Genomic DNA, 20,091 nt, shown 5'->3' on the forward strand with positions numbered 1-20,091 from the left:
CCGCCCGGCGCACCTCGGGTTCACGCCTGAAGCGCGCCGGCCGTTCAACTCTCACCGATGCAGGCGCGCACGCGCCCACAAGGCCTGACATGACTACCGCACTCGACCAGCTCAAGCAGTACACCACCGTCGTCGCCGATACGGGCGACTTCCAGCAATTCGTGCAGTACAAGCCGCAGGACGCGACGACCAACCCGTCGCTGATCCTCAAGGCGGTCCAGAAAGCCGAGTACCGTCCGCTGCTCGAAAAAACCGTGCGCGATCACGCGAGCGAGTCGCTCGAGTCGATCATCGACCATCTGCTGATCGCCTTTGGCACCGAAATCCTCAAGATCATCCCGGGCCGCGTCTCGACCGAAGTCGATGCCCGCCTCTCGTTCGATACGAAAAGGTCGATCGACAAGGCGCACCACATCATCGACCTGTACAAGCAGGCCGGCATCGGCCGTGAACGCGTGCTGATCAAGCTCGCCTCCACCTGGGAAGGCATCCGCGCCGCCGAAGCGCTGCAAAAGGACGGCATCCACTGCAACATGACGCTGCTGTTCTCGCTCGCGCAGGCCGCCGCGTGCGCCGAAGCGGGCGCGCAGCTCATCTCGCCGTTCGTGGGCCGCATCTACGACTGGTACAAGAAGGCCAAGGGGGCCGACTGGGACGACGCGAAGGACGGCGGCGCAAACGACCCGGGCGTGCAGTCGGTGCGCAAGATCTACGCGTACTACAAGAAGTTCGGCCACAAGACCGAGGTGATGGGCGCAAGCTTCCGCAACACGAGCCAGATCGTCGAGCTGGCCGGCTGCGACCTGCTCACCATCAGCCCGGACCTGCTGCAGAAGCTCCACGACAGCAACGAGAAGGTCGAGCGCAAGCTCTCGCCGGAAGCGTTCAAGGACGCGAAGATCGAGCGCGTGGCCGTGGACGAGTCGTCGTTCCGCTTCCAGCTCAACGACGATGCCATGGCGACCGAAAAGCTCGCTGAAGGCATCCGCGCGTTCGCCGCAGACGCGATCAAGCTCGAAAAGATGATCGAAGAACTGCGCGCGAAGTAATGCGCCGGCGCGCCCACGCAGCGCGCATTGCCGTATCGATGACCGAGGAGGGCCGCACAGGGAGCACGTGCGGCCTTTTGTTTTACGGGGCGGACTGCAACGACCGTTCCCGTCTGCACGCTCGCAAACCCTGACGACACACCGCTCGGTCACGTCATCGCGCGCGCCTAGAATCAGGGCAGCGGCGCAACCCGCCGCACGATCCGGCCCCGTGCACACCCTCGCACGGAATCGCACGATCAAGGCCGGCCAACGTCCCGTCCGCAAGGAAACCGACGATGCAAATCCAGCCCTATCTCTTTTACCCCGGCAACTGCGATGAAGCGATCGCGTTCTATGGCGAAGCGCTCGGCGCGAAGGAAGTGATGAAGATGCGCTTCAGGGAAGCGCCGCCGGACCCCGCGCGCCCCATGCCGCCCGAATTCGCCGAAAAGATCATGCACGCGACGCTCCAGATCGGCGATGCGCAGATCATGGTGTCCGACGGCGGCTGCATGACGCAGAACGACAAGTTCCTCGGCTTCGGCGTCTCGTTGACCGGGTCCGACCTCGCCACCGCCGAACGCTACTTCAACGCGCTCGCCAAAGGCGGTACGGTCACGATGCCGTTCCAGAAGACCTTCTGGTCGCCCGGCTTCGGCATGCTGACCGACAAGTTCGGCGTGCCGTGGATGGTCTCGGCGCCGCACGAGCAGGCCGCCTGATCGTCCGCCGGCACGACCGGAGAAGCGCGCCCGGCGTCACACCATGCGGTGCGTCGCGGCGCGCTCGATGTTCCAGCGCGGCTCGGTCTCGAGCAGGAGCGCACGAAGGCGCTCCACCTGCTCCTCCACACGCAGGCTCAGCCAGTAGGGTCCCTGCATCTGCGGCTCGGGGCAGCCCTGCGGCTGAGCCTGCGTGCTTTCCTGGTCGGACTCGGCCACCCCGTCGCCTCCGCCACCGCCCTCTCCCCGTGCCCCGACCGTGCGCAGCGCCTGCTGCGCCGCCTCGGGGTGACGCCCGCCGCCAAAACGCAGCGCCCGCGCCGTGGCGAGCAGCGCACGGCGCACGGCCTCGCTGCGCTCGGCGAACGCCACGCGCACGAGCGCCTGCTCGTAGCTGCCCGTGCCCGTACAGAGCATCTCCAGCGCGCTCAGCAGCGACCGGTGCAGGCGCTGCACCTGTTCGAGCCGCGCGAGCGGCACGTCGATCTCCTTGGCGACCGAGGGCATCAGCGCGCGCAGTTGCACGAGCCGTGCGTTCAGGCGCATGAAGGTCTGCACCTGCTCGTCGGCGTCGACGTGCACGCCGTTCGCCACCTGCGCATAGACGCGCGCGCAGTCGCGCAGATTGTCGGCGAGGCTGTAGCGCCACGAATAGGTCGCGTGCAGCGGCAAGGCAAACGAAAACACGAGCGCGATGACGATGCCGAGGATCACGTTGAGCGTGCGCCAGAGGCCAGTATCGATGAGGTTGTCGCCGTGCCCCGCGACGATGCACATGGTGATGGCGGCCAGCAGCGCGACGTAGCCGGGCTTGCCGATGGCGTAGTAGCCGCACACGGCGGCGACGAGCGACATCAGCACGTAGGTGAGCGCCACGGAGCCGGAAATGGCCTGCACGGCGATGAGCGAGAGCCCGATCACGGCGCCGAGCAGCGTGCCGAGCGCGCGCTCGGCGGCCTTCTTGCGGATGTTGCCCTGGTGCTGCAGTCCGCCGATCACGACGAGCAGCGTGACCGACGCCCAGATGCCGTGCGGAATATGGATGCCCGACGTGGCGAGAATCGAGGCGAGCATGGCGAGACCCACGCGCACGCTGTGGATCACCTTGGCGTTGCGGTAGCGATAGTACGGCGAGGCCAACGCGCGCCACATGCGCGCGAGACGCGAGCGGCGGCGCGGCGCCCGCAGGCGTTGCGCGCCGCTGCGCCCGGATCGGGAACGGGATTCGGTTTGGGACGAGGCCATGGCACGGGCTGAACGTGAGCCGGATCAGCGATCATCGTGCACCAGAAAAACAAATGCCCGCAACTGTTGTGTTGCGGGCATTTTCGCTAACGCCACGCCCCGCGGCTCGCGCCGGGCATGGGACATCAGCCCTCGACGACGTCGAGATAGTCTTCCGGACGCGTGCGGTCCGCGCCCTTCTGCATGCCGACCACGTGCACGAGCGCCGACACGACGATCGCGACCACGAGGTTCACGATCAGCGACCACACCGCGGCGTAGCCCGGAATCGCCATGCCGAACAGGTGGATCGTGAAGATCGAGCCCTTCAACTGCAGCGAGATCGCCATCCACGTGCCCGTGGCAATGCCGGCCGCCCACCCGATCAGCAAACCGCGATAGTCCAGCATGCGCGTGTAGAGACCGAGCACGATGGCGGGCAGCGTCTGGATGATCCAGATACCGCCGAGCAGCTGCAGCTGGATCGCGTACGTGAGCGGCAGGCCCAGGATGAACGCCACCGCGCCGACCTTCACGATCAGCGAGACCAGCTTGGCGATGTTGGTCTCCTGCTCGTGATTCATGTTGCGGTTGATGAACTCCTTGTGGATGTTGCGCGTGTACAGGTTAGCAGCCGCAATCGACATGATCGCCGCGGGAACCAGCGCGCCGATACCGATGGCCGCGAACGCCACGCCCACGAACCACGAGGGGAAGAAGTGCAGGAACAGCGCCGGCACCGCGAAGTTCGGACCGAAGGCCTTGAAGTACGGCGCGAATTCGGGCATGTCCTTCACGCCGGCGGCGAGCGCCATGTAGCCGAGCAGCGCGAGCAGACCGAGCACCAGCGAGTACGCAGGCAGCATCGCCATATTGCGGCGGATGGTGTTGCCCGACGACGACGACAGGATGGCCGTGACCGAGTGCGGGTACAGGAACAGCGCGAGCGCCGACCCTACCGCCAGTGTCGCGTAGGCGCTATAGCCGTTCAGACTCGTGGCATCCGGCGACTTGAGCAACAGCTTGGCCGGCGGCACCGCGCCGAAGATGTGGCCGAAGCCGCCCATCTGCGCGGGAATCACGATGATCGCGACGATGATCGTGATGTAGATGAGGATGTCCTTCACCACGGCGATCATGGCAGGCGCGCGCAGGCCCGACGTGTACGTGTACGCGGCGAGAATCGCGAACGCGATGATGAGCGGCAGGTCGCCGACGAAGCCCGTCGTGTCGAAGCCGAGCGCGCCGATCACCACTTCGATACCCACCAGCTGCAGCGCGATATACGGCATGGTCGCGACGATGCCCGTCACGGCGATGGCGAGCGCGAGCATGCGGCTGCCATAGCGCGCGCTCACGAAGTCGGCCGAGGTGACGTATTGATGGCGCTTCGCGACGGCCCAGAGCTTCGGGAACACGACGAACGCGAACGGATAGATCAGGATCGTGTACGGCAGCGCGAAGAAACCCGTTGCGCCCGCACCGAAGACGAGCGCCGGCACGGCAATAAAGGTGTACGCGGTGTAGAGGTCTCCGCCGAGCAGGAACCAGGTGACGATCGTGCCGAAACGGCGGCCGCCGAGGCCCCACTCTTCGAGGTGCGCGAGGTCGCCCTTGCGCCAGTGCGCGGCGACGAAGCCGAGCACCGTGACGCCGAGGAAAAACAGAATAAAGACAATCGTTGCTGTGACGTTCATTGCGCGCCCCCTTCATCGCCCTTGCGGGTCTTCGTCTTGAAGTAGACGAGCGCGGTAATTGCTGCGCTGATCAGCACCCAGAGAAGCTGATACCAGTAGAAAAACGGGAAGTCCCACAGAGTGGGCTCGATTCTGTTGTAAGACGGCACCCAGACCATGGCGATCCAGGGCAGCAGCAAAAGCCACAGCCAATGCTTGCTTGGTTTTCCGGCGTCGGCGTCGTGAGCCATGACGTCTCCTCGTTGCTTATGTAGTTATGCGGCCTTGCTTTGTCTGCGGTCCGCCGCCCGGCGTGAGGCGGCCGATGGCCTCACGGACGGATGGTCCGCAAGGTCCCCGAAAGCGCTGAAAAGAGTATCGAGGCCACGCCGCACGGTCAAGCAGGGCGGACCCCAATTCCGAGGACGTTGTCAAGAGCCAACGGCTTGCGCCGCGTCCTGATAATTGGCCGGAAATGCGCTATGCAGGCGAGCAGGCGAAAAAAAACCGGCCCAGGGATGCCCCTGAAGCCGGTTTTCCGTGCCGCAACGGCATTGCTGCCGTTCGCGCGGATCAGATCGAGAACGTTGCGCCGTGCTGGCCGCTCGATTCGCGCAGCGCCTTGACCCACTGGTGCGCCGGCAGGCCGAGCTTGCTTTCGAGCAGACGCGCGCGCTTTTCGAGCGCATCGAAGGTGACTTCGAGCGCCGGGCCCGAGAACGCGAGCGCCACGCGATTGCCTTCGTGCACTTCGGGCAGCGCGATCACGCGGCCCTCGAAGGCTTCGTTCAGGCGCTTCATGTTGCGCACGAAGCTCGGGTGGTCGCCGAACAGGTTGATGGTCGCGACGCCGGCATTGGTCAGGCAGGCACGCACGGCGCGGTAGAACGCCACGCTGTCGAGTACCGGGCCGCGCGCGGTCGCATCGTACACGTCGATCTGCAACGCGCCGATGGTGCCGTGATTGGCGCGATCCTGCACGAAGTCCCACGCGTCGAGTTCGCGCACGGTGAGGCGCGCGTCGTCGTACGGCAGATCGAACATCGTGCGCGCGGCCACCACGACCGCCGGATTCAGTTCGATCGCCTCGACCTTCGCGGGACGCAGATAGCGGTGCGCGAACTTGGTGAGCGCGGCGGCGCCCAGACCCAGTTGCACGATGCGCTCGGGCGTGGCTAGGAACAGCAGCCAGGCCATCATCTGCTGCGCATATTCCAGTTCGATGTGCAGCGGCTTCGCCAGACGCATCGCGCCCTGCACCCACTCCGTGCCGAAGTGCAGATAGCGCACGCCGTTCTCTTCAGAGAACGTGACCGGCGCGAAACGCGGCTTGCGCGGCGCTTCGATGACCGGGGCGTTGTCGAGTTCTTCGGCGGCAGCGGCGGCAGCGGCGCGGCGCGGGCGCTTCGTGACCTTTGCGGTCTTGCTCGCGGTGTCGCCCGATTGCGTCGCGTTGCCGGTTTGCTTGAATGCGCGGGCCTCGGCTGAGGCGCGCTTGATGAGAGTCGTCATGTAGAAAATCGCTTGCTGTGGGGGCGCAAATGCAGGTGCATTTGCTCAGGCGACCGAGAGCATAGCATTCGCGGCGCTTCGGGCCTGATTTCGCAGGCACTTCGAGCGCCTGGCCCACGCGCTGCGCGAGTCAGTGACTGTCGCCTGGGCAGGCGCCTGGCATGTGCGTCATGGGCAAAATGATCAGGGGCAGACGTTTCTTGTTCATTATGGTCCCGTGTCCCGACGGGATCAGCGCGCGCCGCAGCGTGCTGCGGAACGATGCTAGCGGGGCGAGGTTGCAACGCGCTTAGGTTTGTGTGCACCAGCACTCGTAGGCGCATCGGTGCGCAGTCTCGCAGACTCAAGATTCGCAATTCAGCGCCGATATTCCTCCAGGAGACCAAAACTGATCCGGCGCACAAGACCGAAAGTCTCCGAGGCAGCAGAGTTCCGCAATCACAAGGTAAAACAAATATGTTCAACACCGTGCGAACCATCGGCGTGATCGCGCCGCTCCTGTTTCTGACCGCATGTGCTGTGGTCGCTCCGCCGTACTCTCCCGACGTCGACAATATCCAGTCGCTCAAGAACGTGACCGCAGCGCACGCGAAAGTCGGCGCATTCGATTCCCAGGCAGACGCAAAAAATCCGTATCCGGTTCCCTTGCGTGCAAATAGCTTGAAGTCGCCGGTCGGCAATTCATTCGGCGCCTATCTTGCCGATGCAATGACGAAGGAATTGCAGATGGCCGGCAAGCTTTCTCCGGAAAGCGATGTCGAGATCAAGGCGACGCTACTGGAAAACGACATCGACGTCGGCGTTGCAACCGGCGCTGCACGACTGTCGGCACGCTTCATCGTGATGCGATCGGGCAGCGTGCGTTATGACCAGGTGAAATCCGCGCACACGCAATGGGATTCGGCGTTCGCGGCCATGATCGCAGTACCGAAGGCGCGCGAAGAATATCCGCTCGCCGTGCAGAAGTTGCTCGGCGAACTCTACGCCGACCCTGCCTTCATTCAGGCAATCCAATAACTCAACCAGCCTACAACGGGGAACGAACACCATGACAATGATTCGAATGATCGCAGCGGCAAGCGTGGTCGCCGCACTTTCAGGCTGTGCGCACGAAATTTCGCTGACCGGCGACGCAAGCAAGATTCCGACGCTCTCGACGCAACCGCTCGACAAGTCCGTGGGTCTCGTCATTACGGACGACGAGTTGTCGAAGGAAGTGATCACGCCCGGCGGCGGCGGCGACAAGGTGAGCTATCACCCGTACCACGACCTCGAACTGCCGATGTACGTTGGACTCGGTCACGTGTTCAAGAACGTGACCAAGCTCAAAAGCGCACCGGATGCGGCAACGATTCAGGCCAAGCATCTCGACTACGTGATCACGCCGACGATCAAGACGACGTCGTCGTCCCCTAGCCTTCTCACCTGGCCGCCCACGGATTTCTCGGTCACGCTTGCCTGCACCGTCACGGACCCGAGCGGCCAGACCGTGACCACAACGGACGTGACGGGAACCGGCCACGCGGAGTTTAGTGAGTTCAAGCGCAACTTCAGCCTGGCTGGCCAGCTTGCAACGGCCGATGCGGTGACCAGGTTGCAGTCGGCGCTCGCAACGGCGCCCGAATTGCAGAAGTAACGCTTCGACGGCGCGGCTGGAGCAACTATCCGGCCGCGCACTTTTGCCGTGTATTGACAGGCGCAGCGGTCACGGCGAAACCCACTGGCGCAGCTTCTCCCACTCGCGCAACTTTCCCGCATAAGGCACGGCCGCATACGCCGGGCTGCTCGACGGTAGCTTGACGAGATCGAGCGATACGCGGCTCACCGCCAGCGCCTGCGTGCCGATCTTCGCAGCCGTCCCGCCGTTGAACGCAATACACGCCAGATTGGGCAACGTGGCGATCAGTGCCACGAGATCGTTCGCCGCGTGGTCGCGAATGCGGCTATCGAGACTGCCTTCGCGTTTCGCTTGCGCAATGACGTCCCACAGCCCCACGCGATGCTCGAGCAGCGCTTGCAGTCGCGCTTCGTAGTTCATGCCCGGCAGCGCTTCGCCAATCACATCGCCGATCAAATGCCAGAACTTGTTCTGCTTATGCGCGTAATACTGCTGATGCGCGAGCGACGCCTCGCCAGGCAGACTGCCGAGGATGAGCACACGCGTGCGTGCATCGACGACGGGATCGAAGCAGCGCTTGAAGGTCATGGCAACGGATGCTGCACGTTCAACGCGGCGCGTGATGCGCGCGCGAGGCGGTGTGATCGAGCGGGCCGCGTTCGCGTCCGCGATGCACGCCGGCTTCTTGCGCCAAAGGTCCGCTTGCGAGGCGCGACCACAGCGCGGGCAGCATGCATTCGGTCACGAGCAGCGGCGCGCCTGCGCGCTCGAATACCGAGCGGCGCGCGACGAACGCATGCGGCGTGTGCTTCGGTTCGAGCATGAGCTCGCGCGCCGCGAGTGTATAGAGCGGATGCCGCGCGCTTACGCGCCGGCTCACGAGCGCGGAGCGCGCCACACCGCTATCGCTATAGAGAAGTTCCGCGAGCGGCCGCGTACGTAAGCGGCGCATGGCCTGCCACACGCCTTGACTCGCGGCGAGTGGCGTCACGCTGTGCGCGGCGACGAACGGCACACCATCGACTTCGAGCACGATCTCGCGCACCCACGCGCGCTCGCGCGGCGCCAGACCGAGCGCGGCACATTCATCGGACCAGGGCATGTCGACGGCTTCGCGCGTGACCCGCACCACGACGCGGCCGAGCGTGCGCAAATGCGCCGTGAGCGAACCGCCGCGCGTGAGCCAGTCCTTCTGGTCGGCGCTCAAGGCGGGCAAGGGCGTGACGCGCCAGTGCGCGTTAGCGGCATCGAATCGAAGAGGCATGGCGCGCATTATAGGCTGCGAGGATTTCAGTTCGCTGCAAGCGCGGCGCACAAAAAAAAACCCCTTGCAGCCAGTAGCCGCAAGGGGTTTCGCTCATGCGACGAAGCCGCGCGCTTTAACCGGCGCGGGCAATCAGCAACGCGTTCGTACGCTTGACGAAGCTGGCCGGATCTTCCAGCGCGCCGCCTTCCGCCAGCAACGCCTGATCGAACAGCAGATTGCACCAGTCGCCGAAGTCCGCGCTATCGGTGCGCAGCGCCTTCACGAGCGGATGCTCCGGGTTCACTTCGAGGATCGGCTGCATCTGCGGCGCATTTTGTCCCGCCGCCTTCAGCATGCGCTGCAGATAGCCGCTCATGTCGCCTTCGTCGGCCACGAGGCACGAGGGCGAATCGGTCAGGCGGAAGGTGAGACGGACGTCCTTGGCCTTGTCCTTGAGCGCTTCCTTCATGTGCTCGACGAGCGGCTTCAACTCTTCGCTCACCTTCTCCTGCTGCTGCTTTTCCTCGTCGTTGAGCGCGCCGAGGTCGAGGTCGCCGCGCGCCACGCTCGCGAGCGGCTTGCCGTCGAACTCGTTCAGGAACGACAGCATCCACTCGTCCACACGGTCCGTGAGGAGCAGCACTTCCACGCCCTTCTTGCGGAACACTTCGAGATGCGGGCTGTTCTTCGCGGCTTGCCACGTATCGGCGGTGACGTAGTAGATCTTCGTCTGCTCGGGCTTCATGCGCGCCACGTAGTCGGCGAGCGTGACGGTCTGCTCGTTCGTGTCGTTGTGCGTGGACGCGAAACGCGCGAGCTTCGCCACGCGCTCGCGATTGGCGTGATCCTCGCCGATGCCTTCCTTGAGCACCTGGCCGAACTCGGCCCAGAACGTCGCGTACTTCGCCTTGTCCTCTTCGCTTGCTTCGGCGTCCGTAGCAGCGTTCGCCATCTCTTCGAGCATCGAGAGCACGCGCTTGGTCACGCCGTCGCGAATCGCCTTGACGTCGCGGCTTTCCTGCAGGATTTCGCGCGAGACGTTGAGCGGCAGATCGCTCGAATCGACCACGCCCTTCACGAAGCGCAAATAGTTCGGCAGCAGCTGCTCGGCGTCGTCCATGATGAACACGCGCTTCACGTAGAGCTTCAGACCGCTCTTGTGATCGCGATTCCACAGGTCGAACGGCGCATGCGACGGCACGTAAAGGAGCTGCGTATATTCGCTGCGGCCTTCCACGCGGTTATGCGTCCACGCGAGCGGGTTCTGGTGGTCGTGCGCGAGGTGCTGATAGAACTGCTGATACTGCTCGTCGCTGATCTCGCTCTTCGAACGCGTCCACAGCGCGCTCGCCTGGTTGATGGTCTCGTACTCGTCCTTCGTGACCATCTCGCTCTTTTCGGCGTCCCATTCTTCCTTCTTCATCTCGATGGGCAGACCGACGTGATCCGAATACTTCTGGATGATCGACTTGATCTTCCATGCGGAAAGCAGCTCGTCCTCGCCTTCGCGCAGATGCAGCGTAATCGTCGTGCCGCGCTGCGCGCGCTCGATCGCCTCGACGGCGAACTCGCCCTCGCCCGCGCTCGTCCAGCGCACGCCTTCGGCCGCCGCCAGGCCCGCGCGGCGGCTTTCCACGGTGATCTTGTCCGCGACGATGAAGCCCGAATAGAAGCCCACGCCGAACTGGCCGATCAGCGCCGCGTCCTTCTGCTGGTCGCCCGAGAGCTTGCCGAAGAATTCCTTCGTACCCGAGCGCGCGATCGTCCCGAGGTTCGACACGGCTTCGTCATGGCTCATGCCGATGCCGTTGTCGTCGATCGTGATGGTGCGCGCTTCCTTATCGAAGCCCACGCGGATGCGCAGATTCGGATCGTTCTCATAGAGCGCGCTGTTCGCGATCGCCTCGAAGCGCAGCTTGTCCGCCGCGTCCGATGCGTTCGAGATCAGTTCGCGCAGGAAGATTTCCTTGTTGCTGTACAGCGAATGGATCATCAGGTGCAGAAGCTGTTTCACTTCTGCCTGGAAGCTCATGGTTTCTTGTGCCATGGTCGAGTCCTCTTACGTTGCAGTTCTAGTCTGACAAATTTGTGGCCGCGAGTTCTCGGCAATTCGCATCGCGGCGCGCCGCCCGCCCAGTTGGGGACAGACGGCATCGTTTTCAAGAGCCGCCCCGCCGGCCCACGCCTTCGAGGTAGTCGGCGAGGAACGCGGGCAGCGCCGGATCGCCGCAGTTGGCGATGTTGAAGCGCATCCACGTGGTCGGCGACTGGTGCGGCGAGAACAGGCTCCCCGGCGCGAGGAGGAAACCCGCTTCGTGGCCGGCCGCGGTGAGCGCATCCGCGTCGACGCCCGTGTCCGCCCACAGGAACATGCCGGCGCCCGGCGCCGCAAAAAGGCGCAGGCCGGCGCGCTCCAGCATGCGCTCCGCCTTGTCGCGCACGCCGTCCAGCCGTGCACGCAGGCGCTCCACGTGACGCCGGTAGTGACCCTCCGTGAGCACGCGGTACAGCACACGCTCATTGAGTTCCGGGCTCGTCATGCCGACGAGCATTTTCTGGTCCGCCACCGCCTGGGTCACGTCGAGCGCGCTCGCGATATAGCCCACGCGCAGGTTTGGTGCGAGCGTCTTCGAAAAGCTGCCGAGATAGATCACGCGGCGAAGCTGGTCGAGGCTCGCGAGGCGCGTGGCCGGATAGCCGGCCGGGCAGAGGTCGCCGTAGATATCGTCTTCGACGACGATGAAATCGTACTGTTCGGCAAGCCGCAGAATGCGGAACGCCTGCGCGGCGGTAAGCGAGGTGCCCGTGGGATTTTGCAGCACCGAATTGATGACGAGCATTTTCGGCCGCCAGGTCTCGACCAGCGCTTCGAGCGCGTCGAGGTCCGGCCCGTCTGGCGTGTACGGCATGCCGACGAGCCGCGCGCCCTGCGAGGCGAAGCGCCCGAACATCTGGAACCACGCGGGGTCGCCCACGATCACCGTGTCGCCGGGCTGCACGTAGATGCGTGCGAGCAGGTCGATCGCCTGGGTGATGCCGGAGACGAGCACGATCTGGTCGGGCGTCGCGCCGATCTCGAGTTCCGCCATGCGCGTCTGGAGTTGCTGGCGCAGCGGCAGGAAGCCTTGCGGTGAGCCGAAGCCCAGCAGTTGCGTGCCGCTCTGGCGGCCAAGCGAGCGCATCGCGCCGGTCAGCAGCTCGCCATCCAGCCAGCGCGCGGGCAGATAGCCCAAACCCGGCCCTTTTTCCGGCCGCGTGGATGTGTGAAGCATGTTGCGCAGCAGCCAGACCACGTCGATGGTGGGCGGCGCGGGGGCAGCAACCGCGTCGGCGCGCGCCGGGACGCCCGCAGTCAGCGGCTGGCGTTCGCCGCCGGCCACGAGCGCCAGCCGCTCGCGCACATAGAAACCGGAACCGCGCCGCGAGTCGAGGTAGCCCTGCGCGACCAGACGCTCGTACGCCTCGACCACGGTGAAGCGCGAGACGCCCTTGTCGAGCGCGAGCTTGCGGATGGACGGCATGCGCATGCCGGGCCGGAACACGCGCTCCTCGATGCGGCGGCGGCCCCACTGCACGAGCTGGTCGACGAGCGTAAGCGTCGCCGCGTCGTGCGGGGCGGGAATCTGGTCTAGCGGTACGGAGGACATGAGGACTCCCTGAACTCGAACTGTACAGAGCACTATCGGGCCGATTGTACCGTTACTGTCTGCCACCATACCGGTACATTTGATCGCATGCGTACCGGTAAGGATTCGGTAGCGGCGTCGGCACACTGTCCAGGCGCAGGCTCCTGTCCCCCTTCTCTCCGGCCCCTCCGTATTTTTGGCTCCGCTCGACCGCCCATGAACGCCTCGCCGCTTCGCCTCGATCACCTCGTCGTTGCCGCGCGCACGCTGGAAGAAGGCGTGGCGTACGTGAGCGACGCGCTCGGCGCCGCGCCCTCGGGCGGCGGCGCTCACCCGCTCATGCGCACGCACAACCGTCTGCTCGGGCTGTGGGGCGGTGCGTATCTGGAAGTCATCGCGCTCGATCCGGCGGCGAAAAGCGACGCGAACGCCCGCGCGCGCCTGTTCGCGCTCGACGACCCCGCCGTACTGGCGCGCCTCGAACAGGGGCCGTACCTGTCGCATTGGGTCGCGCGCGTCGATCCGCCGAAGAGCCTCGCACGCTGGCGCGAGCAGTATCCCCAGCGCATTCCCGCGCTCGTGCCGATGACGCGCGGCGACTTCTCGTGGCAGCTCACCGTTCCGGAAAACGGCGCCTTCCCGTCCTGGCAAGGCGCGGGCGACGGCATTCTGCCCTCGCTGATCCAGTGGGATACGGCGCATCATCCGTCGCAGGTGCTGGCCGACACCGGCATCGCGCTCACGTCCCTCACCGGGTTTCACCCAGAGGCGCAGACGGCGCGCGAGCAGTTGCAGTGGCTCGGCGCGGCGCACCTGATCGCCGTGGAGGAAGCCCTCTCGCCCGCGCTCGTCGCGCAGTTCGAAACCCCGTCCGGTCCGCGCACGCTCGGCGCGCCGGCACGCTGATCCGTCGAGCGCAAACTCCCGCATGAAAGCACGCGAAACCCAAGGCATGCTGCTCGGCCTCGTCGGCGTCATGATCTTTAGCCTCACGCTGCCGATGACGCGCATCGTCGTCGCCGAATTCCACCCGCTTCTGAACGGCCTCGGCCGCGCACTCGCCGCCGCCGTGCCCGCCGCGCTGCTGCTCGCCATCCGTCGCGAGACATGGCCCACCTGGCCGCAGGTCAAGAGCCTCGCCGTGGTGTCGCTTGGCGTGATCGTCGCGTTTCCGGTGTTTTCCGCCTTCGCGATGAAGACCGTGCCGGCCTCGCACGGCGCCATCGTCAACGGCCTGCAGCCGCTCGCCGTGGCGATCTACGCGGCGTGGCTCTCGCACGAGCGGCCCTCGAAGGCGTTCTGGGCCAGCGCGCTGATCGGCAGCGCGCTCGTGGTCGCGTTCGCGCTCCAGGCGGGCGGCGGCTCGCTGCATGCGGGCGACGCGTGGATGCTCATCGCGGTGGGCATCGGTGCGCTCGGCTACGCCGAAGGCGCGCGCCTCGCGCGTCAACTGGGCGGCTGGCAGGTGATCTGCTGGGCGCTCGTGCTCTCGGCGCCGCTCCTCGCGCTGCCGGTAGGCTGGCTCGCATGGGCGCATCACGTGGCGCATCCCGGCCCCGTCGCGCTCAAGACCTGGCTCGCCTTCGGCTATGTCACGCTGTTTTCGCAATTCATCGGCTTTTTCGCGTGGTACGCGGGGCTCGCCATGGGCGGTACGGCGCGCGTGGGCCAGGTGCAGCTGCTGCAGATTTTCTTCACGATGGCGTTCTCGGCGCTCTTTTTCGGCGAGCAGGTCGCGCCCTCGGCGTGGCTCTACGCGGCCGCGGTGATCGCCACAGTCGTACTCGGTCGCCGCGCGGCGATCGGCACGGCCCCGGCGCCCGCGCGCGCATGAGCCGGTTTCACGTCATAATTCAAGGTTTTCGGCGGCATCCGGCGGCGCGCGATTGCGCCCCATGCCGCCGCTGAACAGTCACTCGCCTCACCCCAACAAGGAGACCCCATGGACCAGAGCGATCTCAAGGCCGCGCCCGCGTGGCAACTGTCCGAGCGTGCAATCAAGCTGACCAGCTCGGCGATTCGCGAAATCCTGAAGGTCACCGAGCGTCCCGAAGTCATTTCGTTCGCGGGCGGCCTGCCCGCGCCGGCCAGCTTCCCGGCCGAGGAAATGCGCGCCGCCGCCGACCGCATCCTGCGCGACGATCCCTCGGGCGCCCTCCAGTACAGCGCGACCGAAGGCTATATGCCGCTGCGCGAATGGATTGCCGCGCGCCACTCGGTGGGCGGCGTGACGGTGCGTCCCTCGCAGGTGCTCATCACCACGGGTTCGCAGCAGGCGCTCGACCTGATCGGCAAGGTGCTGGTCTGCCCCAATAGCCCCGTGCTCGTGGAAACGCCCACCTACCTCGGCGCGCTGCAGTCGTTCTCGCTTTACGAGCCGAAGTACGTCCAGGTCCCGACCGACGAAAAAGGCCTCGTGCCCGAAGGCCTGACGCCCGAACTCACGGCCGGCGCGCGCCTGCTCTACGCGATCCCGAACTTCCAGAACCCCACGGGCCGCCGCCTGCCGCTCGAGCGCCGCCAGGCGCTCGCGGAATTCGCGAAGCACTCGCCGTTCCCCGTGATCGAAGACGACCCCTACGGCGCACTCCTCTACGCGGGCGAGCCACTGCCGACGGTGCATTCGCTCGCGCCCGAGCATGTCGTGCATCTGGGTTCGTTCTCGAAGATCCTGGCCCCGGGCCTGCGCGTGGGCTACATCATTGCGCCCGAGGACCTGCACTTCAAACTGGTGCAGGCCAAGCAGGCCACCGATCTGCACACGCCGAGCTTCACGCAGCGCATCGTCTACGAGGTGGTGAAGGACGGCTTCCTCGACACGCACATCCCGAAGGTGCGCGCGCTCTATCGCGACCAGTGCGAGGCGATGCTCGACTCGCTCAAGCGCAACATGCCCGAAGGCGTGAGCTGGAACCGCCCCGAAGGCGGCATGTTCATCTGGGTGACGCTGCCCTCGAACATCGACAGCATGAAGCTGCTGGCCGAAGCCGTCGCGCAGAACGTGGCCTTCGTGCCCGGCGCGCCGTTCTTCGCCGACGAGCCGCAACACAACAAGCTGCGCCTGTCGTTCGTCACGGTGCCGCCCGCGAAGATCGAAGAAGGCGTCGCGAAGCTCGCGGCCCTGATCCGCGCGCACGCCTGACGCAAGCCCGGCGAAGGCCTGGCGCAGCGCCAGGCTCTTTCCGACTCAACACCCGAACGAGGAATCCTGATCATGGCTGACATCAACATCTACGACCGTCTCGAACAGCTCGGCATCACCCTGCCCCAGGCAGGCGCGCCCGCCGCGGCCTACGTGATGAGCGCCCAGAGCGGCAACACGGTGTACCTGTCGGGTCACATCGCCAAGAAGGACGGCAAGGTGTGGGCCGGCAAGCTCGGCGAGTCGCTCACGACCGAGGAAGGCAAGGCCGCCGCGCGCTCGATCGCGATCGACCTGCTCGCCACACTGCACGCCCACACGGGCGACCTCAACAAGGTCAAGCGCGTGGTCAAGCTCATGAGCCTCGTGAACTCGACGCTCACCTTCACGGAACAGCACGTCGTCACGAACGGCGCTTCGGAGCTGATCGCCGATGTGTTCGGCGAGAAGGGCAAGCACGCGCGCTCGGCCTTCGGCGTCGCGCAGATTCCGCTTGGCGCATGCGTCGAGATCGAGCTGATCGCCGAAGTCGAGTAAACCACACTAGCGACCTTTGCCAGCGCGCGCGGACCTGCATCGGGGTCCGCGCACGTTACTGCATTTTCTGTTGTGCGTTCGCGCAACCTGGCGCGCCTCTTGCGCCGCTCTCCCCCTTCCGTGATCGTCCCGCCATGACCCAGCCCAGCGTCCGCTTCAAACAGGTCGACGTCTTCACGTCGGTACCCTTCAAGGGCAACCCGCTCGCCGTGGTGTTCGACGCCGACGGTTTGAGCGGCGACGAGATGCAGGCCATCGCGCGCTGGACCAATCTCTCGGAAACCAGCTTCCTGCTCGCCCCCACCGACGCGCGCGCCGACTACCGCGTGCGCATCTTCACGACCAAGGGCGAACTGCCCTTCGCAGGCCATCCGACGCTCGGCACGGCGCACGCGTTTCTCGAAAGCGGCCGCCCGCCGAAGACGCCAGGGCGCCTCGTGCAGGAATGCGGCGCCGGTCTCATCGATCTGGCCGCCGCGGAGAACGGCGCATGGGCCTTCGCCGCGCCGCCCGCGCGCGTGACGCCGCTCGCCGCCGCACAGTTCGACGCATTGCGCGCGGCGCTGCGCTCGAACGCCGTCGACTTCTCGGCCGCGCCCTGCGGCGTCGACAACGGCGCGCCCTGGCTCGTCGTACGTCTCGCGTCGGCGCAAGCGGTGCTCGCGCTCGACGTCGACTACGAGGCGATCGAAGCCGTTGCCGCGAGCGTGGGTGCACATGGCGTGGCCGCCTACGGCCCGCACGAGGCCGATGGTCCCGCAACCTTCGAAGTGCGCTGCCTCATGACCGGGCTCGGCAAGGGCGAAGACCCCGTCACCGGCAGCGCGAACGCCGCCATCGCCATGCTGCTCGAACAGCAGAACCGACGTTCGGGCGTACGCTATACGGTGCGCCAGGGCACGGCGCTCGGGCGCGACGGGCGCGTGCGCGTCGACTATGACGATGCGGCGAAAAAGATCTGGATTGGCGGCCACTCGGTGACCGTCGTCGACGGGACCTGCCGGCTCGGCTAAGCGCCCGCAGCGGCACCCCGATTCATGCAAGGCGCATCGACCACGATGCACCGCCTCGCAGCTATGCACCGCACATCAGCATCGCGCGCGGGTTGAGGCGACCCTCGCGTATACCCGAGGGACCACAGCTTCCTTAATCATTCCCCAACCAGTAATATCGAAACATCGGACGCACGACGCGTCCGGCGTGTATTGCGCGCGCGCAATACACGTATTCCCCCAGCCATCCGTCCTTCATGCCGCCGACTCAACCGAGCGCATCCTTGCCGTTCCGGCCGCCGCATCCGCGGTGTGAGTTTCCGCGCCTACGGCGGCCGCGATGAGCGCCACGCGGGGTCCGTTCTCGCGCGATTCGAGCCTGCGCAACGCGCCCGGGCCGGCGTACACGCGTCCGCGCGCACTGCTCGCCATTCCGCTGCTCGGCGTGCTGGTGCTCGTGCTGCTGTGGGCGGTCATCTTCACGCGTCTCTCAGTCGAGAAGGAAGCGACCATGCGCGAGGCCACGGCCTCGGCCGCGATTCTCTCGGCGGCGCTCGAACAGCACACCGTCAAGGCGATCCACCAGGTCGACCAGATCACGCGCTTCGTGAAGTACGAGTTCGAAAAGTCGCCGGGCCGCTTCGATCTCGGCAGCACAGTCGAAAAGGGTGTGGTGCAGAGCGACTCGCTCGTGCAGGTGTCGATCATCGACGAGCACGGCACGCTCGTCGCCAACACGGCCGATCCGAATCCCAAGCCCATCGACCTCTCGGACCGCGAGCACTTCAAGGTGCACGAGCACGAGAACGACGACCAGCTCTATATCAGCAAGCCGGTGCTCGGCCGCGTGTCCGGCCACTGGACCCTGCAGATGACGCGCCGCCTCAATCACCCGGACGGCTCGTTCGCGGGCGTCGTCGTGGTTTCTGAGGACCCGAGCTACTTCACGAGCGACTTCTACAACAACGCCGCGATCGGCCGCGACGGCGTGATCGCCGTCATCTCGGACAGCGGCGCCGTGCTCGCGCGCCGCACGGGCAGCGCCGAGCGCGCTAACGGCACGTTCTCCGCGAGCGGCGTGTATCCCATTTCCGAGCATGTGTCGGGCACCTACGTCGATCCGATCGATCACGTCACGCGCATCGTCTCGTACCGCCATATCGACGGCTATCCGCTCGCCGTGCTGGTCGGTCTCTCGCAGGCCGAGGAATTCGCCGACTACAACCACACGCGCGACGTCTACCTGATGATGGCGACGTTCATCTCGCTCGCCATGCTCTCGTTCTTCGCCGTGGCCACGGGACTGATCGGCAAGCTGCTCGGGCGCGAGCGCGAGATGTCGCAACTCGTGCAGTACGACCTGCTCACGGGCCTGCCCAACCGTTACGCCACGCTGCAGCGTTTGCGCCATGAGGTCTCGCAGCCGGGCAACCTCGGGCGGCTCGCCATCCTCTTCATCGACCTCGACAATTTCAAGACGGTCAACGACACGCTGGGCCACAACGCCGGCGACATCGTGCTGCAGATGAGCGCCGCGCGCCTCGCCGACGCCGTGGGCGGCGCGGGCACGCTTGCGCGCATCGGCGGCGACGAGTTCGTGGTGATCGTGAAGGGCGACGACATCGAAAAACGCGCCATCGCGCTCGCCGAAGCCACCAACGCCGCGTTCACGCATCCGTTCGACGTGCGCGGCAGCGCCTTCGTGCTGCACGCGAGCACGGGCATCGCGCTCTTCGCGGTAGCGCACGAAAGCGAAATCGATCTGCTCAAGAAAGCCGACCTCGCGATGTACGCCGCCAAGGAGGCCGGACGCAACTGCTTTCGCTTCTACTCGCCGCAACTCGCCCACCGCGCCGACCACCTGATGAAGTGGGAGCAGCAGCTGCGCGTCGCGCTCGCCGAGGACCAGCTCTTTCTCGCCTACCAGCCGAAGATCGATCTGCGCCGGCGCTGCATCACGGGCTTCGAGGCGCTCGTGCGCTGGAACCATCCGCAATACGGACTCATTCCTGCGGGCGAATTCATTCCTGTGGCCGAATCCACGGGCCTCATCGTGCCCGTAGGCGACTTCGTGATCCGTACCGCGTGCGCGCAACTCGCGCAGTGGCAGCAGCAGGGCTACGAGTCGCTCACGCTCGCCATCAACATCTCGGCGGTGCAGTTCTGGCGCGGCGACCTGTACGAGACCGTAGCGCGCGCCATCGAGGAAACCGGCATTGCCGCACACCGGCTCGAACTCGAGATCACCGAAACCGCGATGATGGAGTACCCGGAGCTCGTTTCGGAAAAGATCTTCGCGCTGAAGCGCCTTGGCGTGCGCGTCGCGCTCGACGACTTCGGCACCGGCTATTCGTCGCTGTCCTACCTGAACCGCTTCGCCGTCGACACGCTCAAGGTCGACCGCTCGTTCGTGCAGGCCATCCCCGCCGACCGCAGCGTGTGCGTGATGGTCTCGGCGATCGTCAATCTCGCGCGCTCGCTCGGGCTCACGGTAGTCGTCGAGGGCACCGAAACCGAAGAGCAGATCGCGTGGCTCTCCGCGCTCGGCCCGATCGAGGCGCAGGGCTTCCTGTTCTCGCGCCCCGTGCCCGTGGAAGGCGTGGCCGCGCTGATCGAGCGCTTCGGCGTCTGTAGCGCGACGCAGCCGGCGGGCACGCAAGCCGCACGCGAAGATCGCCGCAACGAGCGCCTGAGCGACGCGCCGCAATCGCGCTGACGCGAGGCCGGCGCGCAGATTGCGCATTGTCCACGCTTTCCAGTGAGTT

General features: G+C 65.8%; 18 protein-coding genes. 10 read left to right on the forward strand and 8 right to left on the reverse strand.

The features are described from left to right. The first annotated feature begins 89 nt into the window (after positions 1–89). A complete protein-coding gene (gene tal / locus BFD71_RS16310) occupies positions 90–1,049 on the forward strand; it encodes a transaldolase (RefSeq protein ID WP_069265363.1) in 960 nt (319 codons plus the stop codon). Positions 1,050–1,327: 278 nt separating this feature from the next. Continuing rightward, positions 1,328–1,753 carry a VOC family protein gene (locus BFD71_RS16315; RefSeq protein ID WP_069265364.1) on the forward strand — a complete coding sequence of 142 codons (426 nt, stop codon included), beginning with the start codon at positions 1,328–1,330 and terminating at the stop codon, positions 1,751–1,753. 36 nt (positions 1,754–1,789) lie between these two features. On the opposite strand, the gene BFD71_RS16320 is transcribed toward BFD71_RS16315, so the two are convergent. The 4 genes from BFD71_RS16320 to BFD71_RS16335 all read right to left on the reverse strand — a co-directional run bounded on the left by BFD71_RS16320 (position 1,790) and on the right by BFD71_RS16335 (position 6,165). After that, a complete protein-coding gene (locus BFD71_RS16320) occupies positions 1,790–2,905 on the reverse strand; it encodes an FUSC family protein (protein WP_069265365.1) in 1,116 nt (371 codons plus the stop codon). A gap of 218 nt (positions 2,906–3,123) precedes the next feature. Next, complete coding sequence (mctP, locus tag BFD71_RS16325) at positions 3,124–4,674, reverse strand: monocarboxylate uptake permease MctP (protein WP_069265366.1); 1,551 nt, start codon at positions 4,672–4,674, stop codon at positions 3,124–3,126. Continuing rightward, positions 4,671–4,904, reverse strand: coding sequence for a DUF3311 domain-containing protein (locus BFD71_RS16330; protein WP_069265367.1), 234 nt, complete (start codon positions 4,902–4,904; stop codon positions 4,671–4,673). Before BFD71_RS16330 ends, mctP begins: the two co-directional genes overlap by 4 nt. A 322-nt stretch (positions 4,905–5,226) precedes the next feature. Further along, positions 5,227–6,165 carry a spermidine synthase gene (locus tag BFD71_RS16335; protein ID WP_069265368.1) on the reverse strand — a complete coding sequence of 313 codons (939 nt, stop codon included), beginning with the start codon at positions 6,163–6,165 and terminating at the stop codon, positions 5,227–5,229. 297 nt (positions 6,166–6,462) lie between these two features. On the opposite strand from BFD71_RS16335, the gene BFD71_RS16340 reads away from it, so the two are divergent. Together BFD71_RS16340 and BFD71_RS16345 are read left to right on the forward strand one after the other, a co-directional pair. Continuing rightward, entirely contained in the window at positions 6,463–7,182 is a 720-nt protein-coding gene (locus BFD71_RS16340; RefSeq protein ID WP_256094744.1) for a hypothetical protein, read from the forward strand. Positions 7,183–7,213: 31 nt separating this feature from the next. Further along, entirely contained in the window at positions 7,214–7,801 is a 588-nt protein-coding gene (locus tag BFD71_RS16345) for a hypothetical protein (RefSeq protein ID WP_069265370.1), read from the forward strand. A gap of 69 nt (positions 7,802–7,870) precedes the next feature. On the opposite strand, the gene BFD71_RS16350 is transcribed toward BFD71_RS16345, so the two are convergent. The 4 genes from BFD71_RS16350 to BFD71_RS16365 form a co-directional block, all read right to left on the reverse strand. Further along, positions 7,871–8,371, reverse strand: a complete 501-nt coding sequence (locus BFD71_RS16350) for a DNA-deoxyinosine glycosylase (RefSeq protein WP_069265371.1) — start codon at positions 8,369–8,371, stop codon at positions 7,871–7,873. A gap of 19 nt (positions 8,372–8,390) precedes the next feature. Next, positions 8,391–9,047: a chorismate--pyruvate lyase family protein gene (locus tag BFD71_RS16355; protein ID WP_069265502.1), complete on the reverse strand. Its 657-nt coding sequence runs from the start codon at positions 9,045–9,047 to the stop codon at positions 8,391–8,393. 115 nt (positions 9,048–9,162) lie between these two features. Further along, a complete protein-coding gene (gene htpG, locus BFD71_RS16360) occupies positions 9,163–11,076 on the reverse strand; it encodes a molecular chaperone HtpG (RefSeq protein ID WP_069265372.1) in 1,914 nt (637 codons plus the stop codon). 112 nt (positions 11,077–11,188) lie between these two features. Then, positions 11,189–12,676, reverse strand: a complete 1,488-nt coding sequence (locus BFD71_RS16365) for an aminotransferase-like domain-containing protein (protein WP_069265373.1) — start codon at positions 12,674–12,676, stop codon at positions 11,189–11,191. A gap of 195 nt (positions 12,677–12,871) precedes the next feature. Between BFD71_RS16365 and BFD71_RS16370 the strand changes: the two genes are divergently transcribed. The 6 genes from BFD71_RS16370 to BFD71_RS16395 all read left to right on the forward strand — a co-directional run bounded on the left by BFD71_RS16370 (position 12,872) and on the right by BFD71_RS16395 (position 20,042). Next, positions 12,872–13,561: a VOC family protein gene (locus BFD71_RS16370; protein WP_069265374.1), complete on the forward strand. Its 690-nt coding sequence runs from the start codon at positions 12,872–12,874 to the stop codon at positions 13,559–13,561. 22 nt (positions 13,562–13,583) lie between these two features. After that, the gene (locus tag BFD71_RS16375) at positions 13,584–14,489 is read left to right on the forward strand and encodes a DMT family transporter (protein WP_069265375.1); all 906 of its coding nucleotides are present in this window, start codon (positions 13,584–13,586) and stop codon (positions 14,487–14,489) included. A gap of 108 nt (positions 14,490–14,597) precedes the next feature. Beyond that, on the forward strand, positions 14,598–15,797 hold the full coding sequence (locus tag BFD71_RS16380) for an aminotransferase-like domain-containing protein (protein WP_069265376.1): 1,200 nt from the start codon (positions 14,598–14,600) through the stop codon (positions 15,795–15,797). A 72-nt stretch (positions 15,798–15,869) separates the two neighbouring features. Then, on the forward strand, positions 15,870–16,334 hold the full coding sequence (locus BFD71_RS16385; protein WP_069265377.1) for a RidA family protein: 465 nt from the start codon (positions 15,870–15,872) through the stop codon (positions 16,332–16,334). A 134-nt stretch (positions 16,335–16,468) separates the two neighbouring features. Beyond that, a complete protein-coding gene (locus BFD71_RS16390) occupies positions 16,469–17,347 on the forward strand; it encodes a PhzF family phenazine biosynthesis protein (protein WP_069265378.1) in 879 nt (292 codons plus the stop codon). Positions 17,348–17,666: 319 nt separating this feature from the next. Further along, complete coding sequence (locus BFD71_RS16395; protein WP_069265379.1) at positions 17,667–20,042, forward strand: bifunctional diguanylate cyclase/phosphodiesterase; 2,376 nt, start codon at positions 17,667–17,669, stop codon at positions 20,040–20,042. Positions 20,043–20,091: the final 49 nt, after the last annotated feature.

Source organism: Paraburkholderia nodosa (genome assembly GCF_001718195.1).
In the GTDB taxonomy this organism is placed as follows: domain Bacteria; phylum Pseudomonadota; class Gammaproteobacteria; order Burkholderiales; family Burkholderiaceae; genus Paraburkholderia; species Paraburkholderia nodosa_A.